Annotated in this window: 8 protein-coding genes; 2 read left to right on the forward strand and 6 right to left on the reverse strand. The window is 74.0% G+C overall.

Features of this window, described 5'->3' with window-relative positions:
* Nucleotides 1-222: 222 nt before the first annotated feature.
* Nucleotides 223-1,590, reverse strand: coding sequence for a type VII secretion protein EccB (gene eccB, locus KZ829_RS23730; protein ID WP_220146112.1), 1,368 nt, complete (start codon nucleotides 1,588-1,590; stop codon nucleotides 223-225).
* Nucleotides 1,591-1,596: 6 nt separating this feature from the next.
* Nucleotides 1,597-3,006: a type VII secretion integral membrane protein EccD gene (gene eccD, locus KZ829_RS23735; protein WP_220146113.1), complete on the reverse strand. Its 1,410-nt coding sequence runs from the start codon at nucleotides 3,004-3,006 to the stop codon at nucleotides 1,597-1,599.
* A 91-nt stretch (nucleotides 3,007-3,097) separates the two neighbouring features.
* Here eccD and eccCa point away from each other — a divergent pair, with 91 nt between their 5' ends.
* A complete protein-coding gene (eccCa, locus tag KZ829_RS23740) occupies nucleotides 3,098-7,048 on the forward strand; it encodes a type VII secretion protein EccCa (protein ID WP_220146114.1) in 3,951 nt (1,316 codons plus the stop codon).
* A gap of 142 nt (nucleotides 7,049-7,190) precedes the next feature.
* Here the strand turns inward: eccCa and KZ829_RS23745 are convergent, their stop codons facing one another.
* From KZ829_RS23745 to KZ829_RS23760, 4 genes are all read right to left on the reverse strand, one after another.
* The gene (locus tag KZ829_RS23745) at nucleotides 7,191-8,180 is read right to left on the reverse strand and encodes a hypothetical protein (protein WP_220146115.1); all 990 of its coding nucleotides are present in this window, start codon (nucleotides 8,178-8,180) and stop codon (nucleotides 7,191-7,193) included.
* Nucleotides 8,177-9,472, reverse strand: a complete 1,296-nt coding sequence (locus tag KZ829_RS23750; RefSeq protein WP_308285631.1) for a type VII secretion protein EccE — start codon at nucleotides 9,470-9,472, stop codon at nucleotides 8,177-8,179. Before KZ829_RS23750 ends, KZ829_RS23745 begins: the two co-directional genes overlap by 4 nt.
* Nucleotides 9,473-9,521: 49 nt before the next feature.
* The gene (locus KZ829_RS23755) at nucleotides 9,522-11,180 is read right to left on the reverse strand and encodes a right-handed parallel beta-helix repeat-containing protein (protein WP_220146116.1); all 1,659 of its coding nucleotides are present in this window, start codon (nucleotides 11,178-11,180) and stop codon (nucleotides 9,522-9,524) included.
* Between the two features lie 319 nt (nucleotides 11,181-11,499).
* A complete protein-coding gene (locus KZ829_RS23760; protein ID WP_220146117.1) occupies nucleotides 11,500-12,192 on the reverse strand; it encodes a DUF4191 domain-containing protein in 693 nt (230 codons plus the stop codon).
* Between the two features lie 372 nt (nucleotides 12,193-12,564).
* Between KZ829_RS23760 and KZ829_RS23765 the strand changes: the two genes are divergently transcribed.
* The gene (locus KZ829_RS23765; RefSeq protein WP_220146118.1) at nucleotides 12,565-15,675 is read left to right on the forward strand and encodes a helix-turn-helix transcriptional regulator; all 3,111 of its coding nucleotides are present in this window, start codon (nucleotides 12,565-12,567) and stop codon (nucleotides 15,673-15,675) included.
* The last annotated feature ends 314 nt before the right edge of the window (nucleotides 15,676-15,989 follow it).

The following is a 15,989-nucleotide window of genomic DNA, read 5'->3' on the forward strand; positions in this document are numbered from 1 at the left end:
GGATCGCCCTTGAAGTCGGCGACCCGCTCGGCCGGCCCGCAGGTGGACCGGTGGATGTGTGGCGGCTTGGATCCGGCGGATGGACCGGTGGTGCGCGGTGGCCGGGACCGGGCAGGTGGATCGGTGGTTGTGTGGTGGCCTGGGACCGGCAACCAGGTTGCGTTGGTGCCACGGGACTGCCGGGTTTCGGCGGGGGCGGCGGACGCCGTACCGGAAATGGGGTCAATCGGGGTTGGCGGCCGGCCGGGTGGCGGCCTCCGCATCGAGGGTGACCCCCGCCGGGAGGGAATTGATCAGCGCGGTGGGGACCTCGATGGCGTTCGCGGCGGCGTAGCCGAGGCGGGCCACCGTGTCGGCGTCGGGGATCGCGTGGCGCAGGCCGATGTCGGTGATCAGCACGAAGCCGCCGGATCCCGGTACGCGGACCAGCTCGAACCGCCCCGCCGGGACCTGGACCGCGTCGGCGAGCGGGCGGCCGTTGCCGGTGGCGCCGCCGGTCGGGATGGTGGCGCCGAACGCGCCGGCGGAAGCGCCCACCGAGATCGCCGGGGGTTTGTCCGCGGCCGTGGTCACCGCGCAGGCCGATGCGCCCTGGTCGATGGTGGCGAGCTGGGGCACGACCTGCGGGCCGCGGACCGACGGGTCGTCGTTCTGCAGGGCGCGGCTCTCCGGGATGGCGGTCAGGTCGTTGACCGAGATCTGCTCGGGGCGGTCCGGGAAGCCGGCGTTGAGGACCGCCTGCTGGAGTGGCGTGATGGCGGCGCGGCCGTCGTTCAGGACGAGGTAGAACTGCTGGCCGCTGCCGGTCTGGGTGACCAGGATGTCGCCGTTGTCGAAGCCGGGCGCGGCGGGGGACGGGTTGCCGCGGCCGTTGACGTTGATCGGGGCGATGTCGGCGCCGGACGGGAGGGCGTCGAGCCAGGCGGTGCCGATCCGGACCGGTTGGGCGGCGCCGAACAGGGCCTGCACCGTCGTACGCGAGTCCTTGATCTCATGTTTGCGGCCCTGCCAGATCAGGTGCATGTCGCCGGTGATGACGTCCGTGGTGAGCAGGGCGCGGTCGCCGGCGGGGGTGGCCGCGGGGGAGCCCGCGCCGACCAGCAGGACCGTGCTGGGGCGGTTGCCGGGGACCGCGCACACGGTCCACGGCAGGCGGGTCTGGCGGGCCGCTTCGGGCAGTGAGGCGGGGGCGCCGGCGATGCCGATGGTGACGCCGCGCGGGGTGCCGGTCAGCGACTTGGCGGCGATCCGGAAGACCGGCGGGTCGGGGCGGCCGGCGGCCAGTTTCGCGGACGTGAAGTTGAGGGTGGGGTTGAGCCGGCCACGCAGGTAGACGAAGCTGGCGCCGGTCTCGCGTTCGACCACCACCGAGCCCTCCCGCTGCCACTGGTTCGCGCCGGTCCGGGTGAGCAGGCCGTAGATGCCGAATCCGGCGGCGACCAGGATCGCCACCATGATCCCGCCGAAGAGGGCGCCGACGCCGCGGCGCAGCGGCGTCTGGGCCGGGTCGGTCTCGCGCATCACCAGCGCCGAGATCACCCGCTGGTTCATGAACTGGTACGACTGCAACTGGTCGCGGCGCGAGATCACCGGCGGTCACCCCCCGAACGACGCGAACAGGCCGCGGATGTCGTCGAAGACGCCGATGACCGCGCAGGCGAGCGGGATCAGCGCCATGATCGCGACGATGTCCAGGATGTCGGCGGCGCGCCCCAGGTACGGCGACGGTGCCTTGCGGCTGTAGATCAGCGCCGACGGCAGGGCCACCGCGACCACCACGGCCGCGCCGGCGACCAGCACCACCCCGGAGACGGCTCCGGTGACGACCGGGCCGACACCGAGCCCGGCCAGCCCGGCCAGCCCGGCCGTCAGCAGCGGCACCCGCTGTTGCGGGGTGGGCAGCAACCGGGCCCGCAGCAGCAGCGCGGCGATCGCGGCGACCATCAGCAGCACGGCCGCGGTGTCCGGGCCGGACAGCGCCAGCCAGGCCATCGCCACCACACTGCACAGCGCCGCCGACAGGATGAACCCGGTCAGCATCTCGGCGGCCCGGACCACGGCGGCGAACACGTCCGCCCGGCGCGGCATCGGCTTGTCCGCCAGGATCTCCTCGGCCCGGTTCGGCAGGTCCGGGAACGGCAGCCGGCCCAGCCAGCCGGCCAGCACCGGATAGGCCGGGAGCAGCCCGATCGCGGCGGTCAGCGTCACCGCGGCGGCGCCCTCCGCGGACATTCCGGCGAGCGCCAGCGTCGCGGCCGGCAGACCGGTGAGGGCGGCCGCCATGCCGGCCACGAAGAGCCGGGCCGGGCCGGCCACCCCGGCGTGCCCGATCACGCTGACCACCAGCAGCGCGGACGAGCCGAGGACCAGGCCGGGGGCGCCCACGCCGAGGAATCCGCCGTCGGGCGGGGTGAGGAGCCAGGCGCCACCGAAGAACGCGTACGGCAGGCCGCTCGCGGCCACCACCCCGCCGGCGTTCGCGTCCCCGAACGCCCGGGACAGCAGGATCCCGAGGACCGCGCAGGCCAGTGACACCACCAGGGCGACCACGCCGGGCAGCACCCAGGCGGGACCGGTGGCGGCCAGCCCGGCCAGGCCGAGCAGCAGGGCGGCGGCGGTGACCGCGAGCCCGCAGCGCCGGGTGGCGGCCGGGCTCCACGACCGGGCGGCCCGCCGGGAGCCGCTGGCGATCACCTCGACCACGTCGTCGTACGCCAGCTCCGGCCAGTCCTCCCGGGCCGGGTCGAGGTGCAGGAGCTCCCCGTCGCGGACGCCCTGCGCGGCCAGGCTGCGCCCGGGTTCGAGGGCGGTGCCGGTGGCGCGGCGCAGCACCCATCCGCCGTACCGTTCGGCCGGCTCGCCGAGCGCGCCCTCGGCATGCCGGAGCAGGTGTGGCAGCAGCTCGGCGACGAGCATGTTGTCGGGCAGCGCGAGGTCGAGGCGGCGGGTCGGCGCCGCGATGGTCACCCGGGCCAGCGAGGGCCCGCTCGGTGCGGGTGCGCTCACAGTGGACAACGTAGCAAGCTGCGAAGATCCATTCACGTGCACGAATGACGGATAGGATGGTCGTCGCTACGTCACCCACGGGGAGCCCAGTGTGACAGTAACGATCATCAAGCGACCGCCACGCCGGCCCGCGCCCGTGATGCCGTCCGGCGAGGTGCCGCTCGACCCGCCGCCCGAGGTGCCACCGCCGCAGGGAAAAGGCTGGCAGCGGATGCTGATGATCCTGCCGATGGGCGCCGGCGCGGCCGCCATGGGCCTGATGATGGGCACCCAGCGCAGCGGCCCGATCGCCTATGTGGCCGGTGCGATGTACGGCGTCTCCATCCTCGGCATGATCGCGATGATGGCCGGCAACCAGAGCGGCCCCGGCAAACGCGAGATGATCGAGGCGCGCCGGCAGTACCTACGGCATCTCTCCCAGCTCCGGGCCCAGCTGCGGGAAACCATCCGCCGCCAGCGGGAGGCGCTCTACTACCGCAACCCGGATCCGGAGACCCTCTGGACGTTCACCGAGAGCGGCCGCCTCTGGGAGCGCCGCCGTGGCGACGCCGACTTCACCGTGGTCCGCATCGCGGTCGGCCCGCAGGAGGTGGCCACCCGTCTCGTCCCGCCGCAGACCCGGCCGGTCGACGAGCTGGAGCCGCTCTGCGCCATGGCGCTGCGCAGGTTCGTGAGCACCTACTCGGTGGTGCCCGACCTGCCGGTCTCGGTGGCGCTGCGCGACTTCTCGCACATCTACGTGCGCGGCGCCGACCAGCCGGTGCACGACTTCAGCCGGGCCCTGATCGCCCAGATGGCCACCTTCCATGCCCCCGACGACCTGCGGATCGGCGTCTGCGTGCCGGACCACGAGCGCCCCCGCTGGGAGTGGGTGAAATGGCTGCCGCACGGTCAGCACCCGGGCAAGACCGACGCCATCGGCCCGGTCCGGCTGGTCGCCCCGAGCGTCCCGGCGCTCGAGGCGATGCTCGACGACGTGCTGGTCAACCGGCCCCGGTTCGACCCGGCCGGCGCGCCCGGCGGCGGCCCGCACGTCATGGTGATCATCGACGGCGGCTCGACGGCCGGCTCCGACCACCTGATGACCGAGGGCGGCGTCGCCGGGGTCACCATCGTCGACCTGTCGGTGCCGCCGCCCCGGCTCCTCGACGACAGCTCGGTGGTCCTGGAGATCGCCGCCGACGGCACGGTCACCGGCACCACGATGGACGGTCCCACCGAAGTCGGGACGGCGGACGTGCTGAGTCTCGCGGAGGCCGAGGTGCTGGCCCGGGAGCTGGCGCCGCTGCGGTTGTCGGCCGCCTCGTTCGCCGACCAGCCGGCCATCTCCCAGGACACCGGGCTGGCCGAACTGCTGGAACAACCCGACCCGTACGGCATCGACCTCAACGAGCTGTGGGCCAGCCGCCCCAACCGGGACCGGCTGCGCGTCCCGATCGGGGTCGGTCTCGACGGCCGCCCGGTCGAGCTGGACCTCAAGGAGTCCGCGCAGGACGGCATGGGCCCGCACGGCCTGCTCGTCGGCGCCACCGGCTCCGGCAAGTCCGAGCTGCTGCGCACCCTGGTGCTGGCGCTCGCCATGACGCACAGCCCGGAGATCCTCAACCTGCTGCTGGTCGACTTCAAGGGTGGCGCCACCTTCGCCTCCCTGGACCGGCTGCCGCACACCGCCGCGATGATCACCAACCTGGAGGACGAGCTGCCCCTGGTCGACCGGATGCTCGGCGCCATCCAGGGCGAGCTGACCCGGCGGCAGGAGCTGCTGCGCAAGGCGGGCAACTACGCGTCCCAGCGCGACTACGAGCGGGCCCGCTCGGCCGGGGTCCCGCTGGCCCCGCTGCCCAGCCTGCTGTTCATCGTCGACGAGTTCTCCGAGCTGCTCAGCGCCCGGCCCGACTTCATCGACATGTTCGTCCAGATCGGGCGGGTCGGCCGGTCACTCGGCATCCACCTGCTGCTGGCCTCGCAGAAACTCGAGGAGGGGCGGCTGCGCGGGCTCGAGTCGCACCTGTCGTACCGGATCGGGTTGCGCACCTTCTCGTCGATGGAGAGCCGGGCCGTGCTCGGCGTGCCGGACGCCTATGAACTGCCCCGATCGCCGGGGCACGGCTATCTGCGTACCGGAACCGAGGGTTTGATCCGGGTGAAGGCCGCCTACGTCTCCGGGGTCGTCCGGCAGAACGGCGACCTGCCCGGCGCCGGCGGCCGGGGCGGCAACCCGATCCGCGCCTTCTCCACCTTCTACGTGGCGCCGCTTCCTTCCGACTCACCGGACGAGGACGCCGCCCCGCCGGAGGAGACCGCGACCGGGGACACGCTGATAGAGGTGCTGGTCCGGCAGATGGAGGGCAAGGGCGCGCCGGCCCACGAGGTGTGGCTGCCGCCGCTGGACAAGGCGCCCACCCTGGGCCAGATGCTGCCGCCGGTCGTCACCGTGCCGGAGCGCGGGCTCACCGTCGACGCCGAGGAGCGGTTCGGCGCCCTGCACGCGCTCGGCGGGATCATCGACAAGCCGTACGAGCAGCGCCGCGACCCGATGTGGCTGGACCTGGCCGGGGCGGCCGGCAACGTGATGGTGGTCGGGTCCGCCCAGTCCGGCAAGTCCAACCTGCTGCGCACCCTGGTGGTCAGCCTGGCGCTCACGCACACCCCGCGCGAGGCGCAGTTCTACGGGCTCGACTTCGGCGGCGGCCCGCTCAGCGCGCTCGCCGACCTGCCGCACGTCGGCGGGGTGGCGACCCGGCGCGACGTGGACAAGGTCCGCCGCACCATCGCCGAGCTGCACGGTCTGATGCGGGCCCGGGAGGAGATGTTCGCCCGGGAGAACGTGGAGGGCGCCGCGGCCTACCGGCGGGCCAAGGCGCAGGGCCGGTTCGCCGAGGACGCGTTCGGTGACGTCTTCCTCGTGGTCGACGGCTGGTCCACGCTGCGCACCGAGTTCGAGGACCTGGAAGGCGCCGTGCACGAGCTGGCCAACCGCGGGCTCGGCTTCGGCATCCACATCCTCGCCGCCACGAACCGGTGGATGGACGTCCGCCCGCAGATCCGCGACGTCTTCGGCACCCGCGTCGAGCTGCGCCTCGGCGAGGCCAGCGACTCGGTGATCAACCGGCGTGAGGCGGTCAACGTGCCGGAGGCCGCGCCCGGCCGCGGCCTCACCCCCGACGGCTACCACTTCCTCGCGGCACTGCCCCGCATCGACCGCGAACAGCGCGTCGACGACCTGGCCGACGCGGTCGCCGAGCTGGTCCGGCACGCCGCCGACCACTGGACCACCACGCCCGCCCCGCCGGTGCGCCTGCTGCCCGCCGAGTTGCCGTTCGAGGGTCTGCCCCCGGCCCGCGGCGGCGCCGTCCCGATCGGCATCGCCGAGGTCGACCTGCAACCCGTCCACCTCGACTTCGACGCCGAACCGCACGCGCTGCTCTTCGGCGACGTGGAGAGCGGCAAGAGCTCCTTCCTGCGCAGCCTGGCCCGATCCATCGCCGCGTCACACACCCCCGCCGAGGCCCGGCTGCTCCTCGTCGACCTGCGGCGCAGCCTGCTCGGCTGCGTCGCCCCCGAGCACACCATCGGCTACGGCACCTCACACCAGGTCACCGCCGACCTGATCAACCAGGTGGCGGTGGCCATGCGGGAACGCCTCCCCGGCCCGGACGTCACCCCCGAGATGCTCAGCGACCGCAGCTGGTGGAAGGGTCCCGAACTGTACGTCCTCGTCGACGACTTCGACCTGATCGCGTCGGCCAGCCCGAACCCGCTCACCCCCCTGCTCGAATTCCTGCCCCAGGCCCGCGACATCGGCCTGCACGTGGTGATCACCCGCCGGATCGGCGGCGCCGGGCGCGCCATGTTCGACCCGGTCATCGGCCGCATCCGGGAACTCGCCTCACCCGGGATCATGATGTCCGGATCCCGCGAGGAGGGCCCGCTCTTCGGCAACATCAAACCCCAGCCGCTGCCGCCGGGCCGCGCGTGGATGATCACCCGACGGCACGGTGCGCGGTTGGTCCAGCTCGCGTGGTCCCCGCCGGGCCGTTGATTTCCTTTCCGGTACGCGTGTCGCCGCCCCCGCCGATTGCGGCCGTTCCCGTGAGTCCGCGCGAGCGTCTGCCGGGTCCGGGCCGTGCCGCGCCCGCCGGGCGTGAGGAAATGGTCCGGCTGGAAGCCGGCCGGGGTCGGGGTCAGCGGCGGGGGAGGCCCACGTACTGCTGCTCGATCGGGGTCTGGTTCAGGAACAGGTAACGGTCGTCGCCGTCGCCGATCAGGGCCATCATGTCGTCGTTCATCGACTGGAGGAGCTGAACGCTCTGCGGGCGCAGCTTGCACGCGGCCGCCACCAGGGTCGCCTCGTCGCCGCCGAGCCGCTGGAGGACCACCAGGCCGGCCTCCTGTACGGCCGCGACCCCGGGCCGGTCCAGCTGCCGCAGAATGGTGAGCTGGGTGTGCCACGGGCCCAGCGGTGGGCTCGCCGCCGGGCCGGTCATCCCCAGGTCGAAGACGGTCATCAGCGGTGTCTGGGCGGTCCCGCCGTACGGCCCGCCCGGCTCCTGCCCGATCACGGTGAGCCGGTTCTGCTGCCCGGTGGCCCGCTCCCCGAACCCGGCCCACGCCCGTGGCTCGGTCGTCACCACGACCACCCGCACCCCGACCGAGAACGCCCTGAAGATCAGCAACTGGGCCGCCCACACGCCGCCGACCAGCGTGACCCGGACCGGCTCGGGTGCGAACAACCGCAACGGCACCGGCGCCTGCCGCTGGTCCCGCCCGAGCAGCAGCCCCGGCGGGGCGGCCGGGGTGACCGTCACCCGGCGCAGCCCGGCCCGCGGGATCGCGTGCCAGCCGATCCGCAGCCGGCTGACCCGCCCCGACGGCCCGGTCCGATCCGGTCCGCGGTCACCGTCCTCCGGACCCGTCGGCGGCCCGTCCGGTGGCCGCTCCGGCCCGTACGTCCCCGGCCGGGCCAGCGGCGCCGACGTCACCGCAGGCGCGGACAGGCCCCGCGCCACCGGCTCGGCCACCACCTGCTGCTGGGCGAACGGGTCGGCCGACTCCGGCGCCGGCCGCTGCACCGGCACCGACGCCCGCCCCGACGTCACCTGCCCCGGCTGCCGGGGCGCGGGCACCGGCTGCTGGTAGGCGGCCCCACCCTCCTGCGGCCACGGCTGGCTCATCCGGCGCCGCCTCCGGTCGGGGCGGTGGCGTAGGCGGCCGGGCCCTGTTCGCCGTCGAGGGGGAGCAGTTCGCCGCCGGCCCGCCGGACGCCCTCCTGGAGCACCCGGTCCAGGGCGGTCAGGTCCGCGTCCGGGCGGGCCGCCATCCGGATGAACGCGCGCACCGCCACCTCGTTCCCGGCGCCCGCCCGCAGCAGCAGCGCCACACTGGTCTGCGCGGCCGGGGCGGTCGCCGCCCAGGCGAACAGCGACCCGATCTCGGTGGCCGACGCGGGCCAGGTCTTCAGCCAGTACGTCCGGTGGATCAGCCGCGCCGACCGCCAATGCGTCCACGCCTCGTCCACGCCCGGGCCGTCGGCCAGCGCCCACGGTTCCACATCGCACGATCGGGCCAGCAGGGCCAGCAGCTGATCCGCGTCCAGCGGCCGGCCGGTGATCCCCAGCCGTCGTAGGTTGGCCGTCACCTTCCGGCCCAGCCCGGCGACCAGCGTGGCAGCCGCCTCCGGGTCGGCGGTGTGGTCGAGCAGTGCCTCGGCCAGCGCCTGCGCGTCGATCCGGACGCTGATCGACGTCTCCCGGTAGGCCGGCACCGGCCCGGCGCTCACCGACTCCACCAACTGCCGGTACGACGCCCCGGACGGCGAGGCAGCCGGCACGTCCGGGCTCGGCGCCGGCACCGTGTGCGTGACCAGCTCCATCACGAGGCCCGGCTGCCCGGCGCCGGTGAGTGCTCCGGCCAGTGCGTCCAGTGGCACCTCGGTGACGGCCGGGTCGACCGCGACGACGCTGTACCAGCCGGCCTCGTCCCGGGCCACACCGACGGCGCCGTCCGAAGCGGTCACGTCCCGTACGGTCAGGCCGGGCGCCACCGAGCGGAGTGCGGCCAGCACCGGCCCGGACCGTGGATCCAGCCGGGCGGCCCGGCGGCGGCGGTGCTCGGCGGCGACCCGCCGGTGCTCCAGCCACCAGCGGTGCTGCCGGCGGGAGAAGAAGATCAGCATCATCGCGGCCGCTCCGGCCAGGGTGACCGCGAGGGTGGCGATGTTCTGCGTGACGGCGAAGACGAGGGCCAGCGCCGCCACCTCTGCCGCCACGATCTGCGCCAGGCTGAACGGGCCCAGATGGCCGCGCCGGGGCACGGCCCGGACCGAGGTCTCCGGCGGCCGGTACTGCGGCGCGGCCCGCGGGACCGGCCGTGGCGGGGGAGGCTGGGCGGCGCCGCCGCGAACCGGCGTGCCCGGCGGCCGCAGCGGCGCGGCGGCGCCGTACGTCGGTCCCTCACCCCGGTGCACCCGTCGCCTCCCCCGTACCGTCGGTATCGGTCTGCTGTCCCACCGTAGTTCAGCGGATCGCCACCCGCAGATCCGCGAGCATCAACGTCCGCAGATCGTCGCGGCTGGGCATCCGGCCCATCGCCCGCAGCCGTCCGGACTGCGCCTTCCGCATGCCTTCCAGCAGCTTGCGGGCCTCCCGGGCGTTGCCGAAGTTCCGGTCGCGTTCGAGCCGTCCGAAGTGCTCCCACAGCGCCTCCGGCAGGCCCTCGTCGAAGACGTAGTCGTCGTGCCGGGCGATCCGGTCGGCGATCATCACGAGTTCGTCCGGTCCGTAGTTCTCGAACTCCAGGGTCTTGGCGAACCGGGACGCCAGACCGGAGTTGGCGTCCAGGAAGTCGGACATCTCCTTGGTGTAGCCGGCGACGATCACCGCGACCTTGTCCCGGTGGTCCTCCATCAACTTCACCAGGGTGTCGATCGCCTCCTGACCGAAGTCGGCGGCCGCCCCGCCGGCACGGGCCAGCGTGTACGCCTCGTCGATGAACAGCACGCCGCCCATCGCGTCCTCGAACACCGAGGTGGTCTTCTCCGCGGTGTGCCCGATGTACTGCCCGACCAGGTCGCGCCGGGACACCTCACGGAACTGCCCGTTCGGCAGCACCCCCAGCGCCTTCAGCAGCCGGCCGTAGATCCGGGCGACGGTCGTCTTCCCCGTCCCGGGGGCGCCCGTGAAGATCAGGTGGTGGCTGACCGCGCCCACCGACAGGCCCGCGCCGCGCCGCCACTCGTTCACCTGGATCTCGTCGATCAGGGCCCGGACCTCGTTCTTCACCCCGGCCAGGCCGATCATCGAGTCGAGTTCGGTGAGCAGCCGGTCCACCTCGGCGGCGTCCTGTGCGGCGCCGGCCGCGACCACGCCCGCCTGTGGCAGCCCGCCGGTGTCGGTCAGCGTCACCGTGGCCTGGGCGCCCGGGTCGACGGCGACCGGTGGCTCCGCGGTCTGCTCGACCCGGCACTGCTCGACCACCGCGGTGCAGCCCGGCCCGATCACGATCCCGGAGCCGTGCGTCTGATGCACCCAGGTCTCCACGATGCGGGTCGCGCTCGCGTAGGCCACCACGATGCCCGCGTCACCGGTGCCGGAGACCTCGCAGCGCTCGATCACCGGGCGGGCCGACTGGTAGACGTAGATCCCCCGGTAGCCGCAGTCGCTCACCTTGGTGCCGCGGATCTCCGGGTCGGCGCCCAGCCGCACGATCACCCCGTCGTCCGAGACGCCGCGGATCTCGCACGAGTCGACAGTGCCGCCCGCGTCGGAGTAGACGAACCCGTGCCGGCCGCGCACCACCCGCACCTCGGTGGCGTCGACCATGGATCCGCCGTCGGCGTGCAGGGCCGAGCCGTGGCCGGCGGACAGCTCGCAGCGCCGCAACCGCACCCGGCCGCCGCCGATCGCCACGGCCGGATAGTCGTCCGAGGTGAGGGCCAGGCCCTCCACGTCGACCTCGCCCGACGACACGGCCAGTGCCGGACCGTCCAGACCGGACGCGTCCACGACGGCGGAACCGGGATCGCCGGAGGCGCGCACGTTGAGGCGGCGCCCGGTCAGTTCGATGCGCTCCCGGTAGGTGCCGGGAGCGAGGACGACGGTGGCCCCGTCCGGGGCGACCTCGAGAGCGTCGCGGAGAGTCGGGTACGTGCCGGGGACCGCCAGGGTGCTGACCACGAGCGGAACTCCTTCGTGCGAGTCTGCGTCACCGTCCGGCGTGGACCGCCGGAAAGCGGCGTAGACCCGAGGCTAGCGCCCCGAACGAATCATGAAGGCCCCTGTCGATGAATCAACCCCGTTTTCGGTACGGCAAGCAGCCCACCCACCCACGAAACGCCCACCCGAGCCGGACGGCGGTGCACTCGTCACCCCGCAAAACGCCGCCGGTGTCGAGGCAAGTGATCTGCCGACGCCAGCGGGGTTTGCTGGCGGCGGGAGATCACCTGCCTCGACACCGGTTACAAGGCGTTTTGCCGCGGAGCGAAGCGGAGCAAAGCTAGCGAGGCCGTTGCTGGCGGAACGCGCCCTTGCTCGGCCGCATGTTCTTCGGGATCGCGCCCTTCGGCATCTGGGGGCGCGCCATGAGGGCGCCGAGGCGCTTGTCCAGGGCGTTCACGTCCTTGCCGGTGAGGTTGCGGGGCAGCTTCAGCATGGTCGAACGCAGCTTGCGGACCGGGAGCTGGCCCTCCTCGCTGCCGATCACGAAGTCGTAGAGCGGAGCGTTGCCGATCACCTTCACCAGCCGCTTGCGCTCCTGGCCGATGAGGTTGCGGACGCGCGCCGGGTCGCCCTCGCCGAGCAGGATGACGCCGGGCCGGCCGATCACCACGTGCACCATGTCGAACTGCGTCGTGGAGCTGGCCGCGGGGCGGACCCGCCAGTCACCGCGCATGTTCTCCATCAGCGAGGCGGCGGCGCCGGGCTGGCCCTCCGCGACGTTCATCATCGCGGTGTTCGACCGCAGGTTGAGCACGATCAGCACGGCCAGCAGGGTGAACAGGATGCCGACCGGGATCCAGAGGTAGCCACCCGTCAGGAGCACGACAACGACGGTGATCGCCACCGGGATCGCGACCGCCACGACGACAAGCGGGACGAACCATTTGTCCTGCTTCGCCGTGAACGCGAACACCTGGCCGATCTGCTTCAGGCGCTCGCGGAACGACACCTTCTCCTGGGGTTTTGCCATAGCCGCAAAGTGTAGTGGGGCTCAGGTACCTTACGGCGTCCCGGGGACCCGGACGGCCGTGGGTAAGGAGGGTGCGACGTCGCGGATGAGGCGGCCGCCCCATGCCCCGCTGCCGCCTTCGGGCGAAGAGTCGGTGTCACACCAACCGACAGGAGCCCCGCAAATGATTCCCTTCAGCGACCCCGACACTCAGTTCCGCCTGGTCCGCGATCACCTCGACGCGCGCATCCGGGACGCCGAGGACCACCGGCTCGTCCGGGAGGCCGCGACCGTACGGGTACGCCGTACCGGCCGATGGCCCAGGTGGCGGAGAGACGATCGGCGGCCTCTCGCATCGTGATCGGGGCGGAGGTTCCGTCGTACGGGCGTGGCATGCTCGACCTCATGGTGGTGAGCGCGTACAGCACGGTCCTGGTCGGACGGGATGCCGACCTCGCCACCCTGCACGACGCGTTCCAGCGGGCCGGCGGCGGTGAGGCGCCGGCCCTGCTGATCGGGGGCGAGGCCGGCGTCGGCAAGACCCGGCTGGTCGAGGAGTTCGTCCGCGGGCTGGACGCGCGAGTCCTCGTCGGCCAGTGCCTCGAGCTGGGGGAGGAGGGCCTGCCCTTCGCCCCGTTCGCGGCCGCCCTGCGCGAGCTGGCCCGGCACGACGGCGGCGCGGTGTTCGCCGGGCGGGAGGCCGAGTTCGCCCGGCTGCTGCCCGAGCTGGGGTCGCCGCCGGAGCTCGGCGGCAGCCACCGGGGCCATCTGTTCGAGCTGGTCGGGGCACTGTTCGCCCGGCTCGGCGAGCAGCGCCCGGTGGTCCTCGTGGTGGAGGACCTGCACTGGGCCGACCGGTCCACCCGTGATCTGATCGGATTTCTGGTTCGCTCGGCCCGGGTGCCGCGCCTGCTGCTCGTCGCGACGTACCGGACGGACGAGCTGCACCGCGGCCACCCGCTGCGGCCGTTCCTGGGCGAGCTGGAGCGGGTCCGTGGTGTGCACCGACACGATCTCGACCGGCTCGACCGCGACGGCACCGCCGAGCTGCTCGGCCACCTGCTCGGCGCCGAGCCCGACCGGCCCACCGTCGACGCCGTCTGCGAGCGTGCCCAGGGCATCCCGTTCTTCATCGAGCAGTTCGCCGCCTCCGCCGACCCGCGCTGCGGTGACATCCCGGAGACGCTGCGCGACCTGCTGCTCGCCCGCGTCGACCAGCTGCCCGAGGCAGCCCAGCGGGTGCTGCGGGTGGCCGCGGTCGGCGGCACCCGGTTCGGCCACGAGCTGCTCGCCCGGGTCGCCGACGTCGACGACGCCGCACTGGAGTCGGCGCTGCGGGCCGCCGTCGCCGCCCAGATGATCGTCTTCGACCCCGACGGGGGCTACGAATTCCGGCACGCGCTGGTCCGGGAGGCGGTCCACGACGACCTGCTGCCCGGCGAGCGGGCCCGGCTGCACGCCCGCTATGCCCAGGCCATCGAGGCCGAGCCACGGCTGGTGGCGGCCGACCGGGCGCCCGCCGAGATCGCCCACCACTGGTTCTGCGCCCGCGACCACGCCCGGGCGCTCGTCGCCGCCGGCCGGGCCGCCGACGCGGCCGGTCGCCGCTACGCGTTCGCCGAGCAGGCCCGGCTGCTGGAGCGCGCCCTCGAGCTGTGGGAGCAGGTTCCCGACGCCGCCGAACTGCTCGGCAAGTGCCACCTCGACCTGCTGGAGGAGGCGGCGCTCGCGGCCATCGACGCCGGTGACCACGGGCGGGCCGGCCGGCTCACCCGGGCCGCGCTCGCCGACCTGGACGGCGAGGCCGAGCCGACCCGGGCCGCCCGGCTGCTCATCCGGCGGGCCAAACTGCTGCGCAACGCCGGGAAGAGCGACGGGGCGGCGGAGGCCCGCGAGGCGTACCGGTTGCTGCAACTCGCCCCGCCCGACCTGCCCTGGCTGAAACTGCTCGGCGACGTGGCCTATGTGTTCTCCGGCATCGACGGCGACGAGGCCGGCCGGATCGCGGCACAGGTGATGGCGTGCGCCGGCGAGTTCGGTGACGAGGCCGCCCGGATCGCCGCCGAGATCACCTTCGGCAAGGTGTGCAGCGGCCACCTGCCGGCCGAGCAGAGCCTGCCCGCCGTGCGCCGGGCGATCGAACGCGCCCGTGCCTCCGGCGACATCCCGAACCTCGCGCACGGCCTGGTCAACATCTCCGACACGCTGTACGAGATGGGGGCGTACGCGGAGTCCGCCGCCGCGGCCGCCGAGGGCGTCCCGCACGCCGACCGGGTCGGTGTCAGCCGCACCACCGGCGTCTACCTGCTGGCCAACCACGCCGAGGCGCTGATGGCCCTGGGCCGGTGGGACGAGGCCGACGCCCGCCTCGCCGAGGCCGCCCGCCACGACCCGCCCGGCACCCTCGCCGTGCCGTGGCTGCGGTTGCGCGCCCGCCTCCGCCTGGCCCGCGGCCACGACGGCGCGGAGGCCCTGGTCGCCCAGGCGGCCGCCTACCTGGCCAAGCCGTTCCTCAACCCCGACCTGCGGTTGGGGCTGCTGGAGCTGCGCATCCACGCGGCGCTCGCGGCGGGCGACCCGGCCACGGCGCGGGCCGCCGCCCGGGTTGCCCTACGGGACCGCTATCTCCACCACCTGCCCCGCTACTCGTGGCCGTTGCTGGCCGCCGCGGCCCGTGCCCTGCCGGCGTCTCCACTTTCCGCGCCTTCGGGCGGGGTCCGCGCTCTGCCGGGGTCTCCGCTTCCCGCGCCTTCGGGCGGGGTCCGCGCTCTGCCGGGGTCTCCGCTCCTCGCATCCTCCGGCGGCGGCTCTTTCGCCGCACCCGGGGTGACGTCCACGGCGAGCTGGGTCGTGGTGAACCAGGCTGTCCCCGACGGCCTGGCCCCGGGGCGAGGATGGTCCGGTGCGGGGCATGTTCACCTGCCGACCGCCACGACCCACGAGGCCGCCCCGGGCGAGGAGCCCGGGCTGGCCGGTCTGATCCGCGCGGCGGCCGAGCGCCTGCCGGAGCGTCATCCGGCCGAGTCGGCGTACGCCGCTCAGGTCTCCGCACTGCTCGACGGTGGCGCCGACCGGTGGCAGGCGGCGGTCACGGCCTGGCGGGCGGACGGCCAGCCGTTCCCGTTGGCCGCGGCGCTGCTCGACTACGCGGAGGCGGTCGCCGCCGACCGCACGGCGGCGACCGAGGCGATCACCGAGGCCGGCGCGATCGCCACCGCGCTGGGCGCCCGGTCGCTGGCCGGTGCCGCGGACACCCTGGCCCGCCGGCTCGGCGTGGGCGGTGGCCACGCCCCAGCCGCCGGGACCGAGGTGCTGACCGCCCGGGAGCGTGAGGTCCTGCGCCTGGTCGCCGAGGGCCAGAGCAACAGCCGGATCGCCCAGCGCCTGTTCATCTCCCCGAAGACGGCGAGCGTCCACGTCTCTCGCATCATCGCCAAGCTGGAGGTCACCAACCGGGTCGAGGCCGCCGCCGTGGCCCACCGCCTCGGCCTGCTGGACGGCTGACAACGGCCGCCATCCGCGCCTCGCCTCGCTTCCCCGCGGTGAGGGCGACCGGGGCCGGGCCTGGCGGCGCGGCGCGGCCTGGCGGAAGCGGCCGGGCCTGCGGAAGCGGCCGGGCCTGTGGAAGCGGCCGGGCCTGTGGAAGCGGCCGGGCCTGTGGAAGCGGCCGGGCCTGTGGAAGCGGCCGGGCCTGTGGAAGCGGCCGAGCCTGGCGGAAACAGTCGGACGCGGCGTCGGTGTTTCTGTCAATCGGTTGGGAAACGCTAAAGACGGGTGGCCGGGGTCCGATGTTGGGGGTCGGCTCTCCCGTAGGGAGA

The organism is Actinoplanes hulinensis, from assembly GCF_019429605.1.
GTDB lineage: Bacteria > Actinomycetota > Actinomycetes > Mycobacteriales > Micromonosporaceae > Actinoplanes > Actinoplanes campanulatus.

Coding starts and splice junctions, on each gene's coding strand:
- KZ829_RS23745 (WP_220146115.1), bottom strand. CDS start 8,180: ATGAGCCAGCCGTGGCCGCAGGAGGGTGGGGCCGCCTACCAGCAGCCG.
- KZ829_RS23760 (WP_220146117.1), bottom strand. CDS start 12,192: ATGGCAAAACCCCAGGAGAAGGTGTCGTTCCGCGAGCGCCTGAAGCAG.
- KZ829_RS23765 (WP_220146118.1), top strand. CDS start 12,565: ATGCTCGACCTCATGGTGGTGAGCGCGTACAGCACGGTCCTGGTCGGA.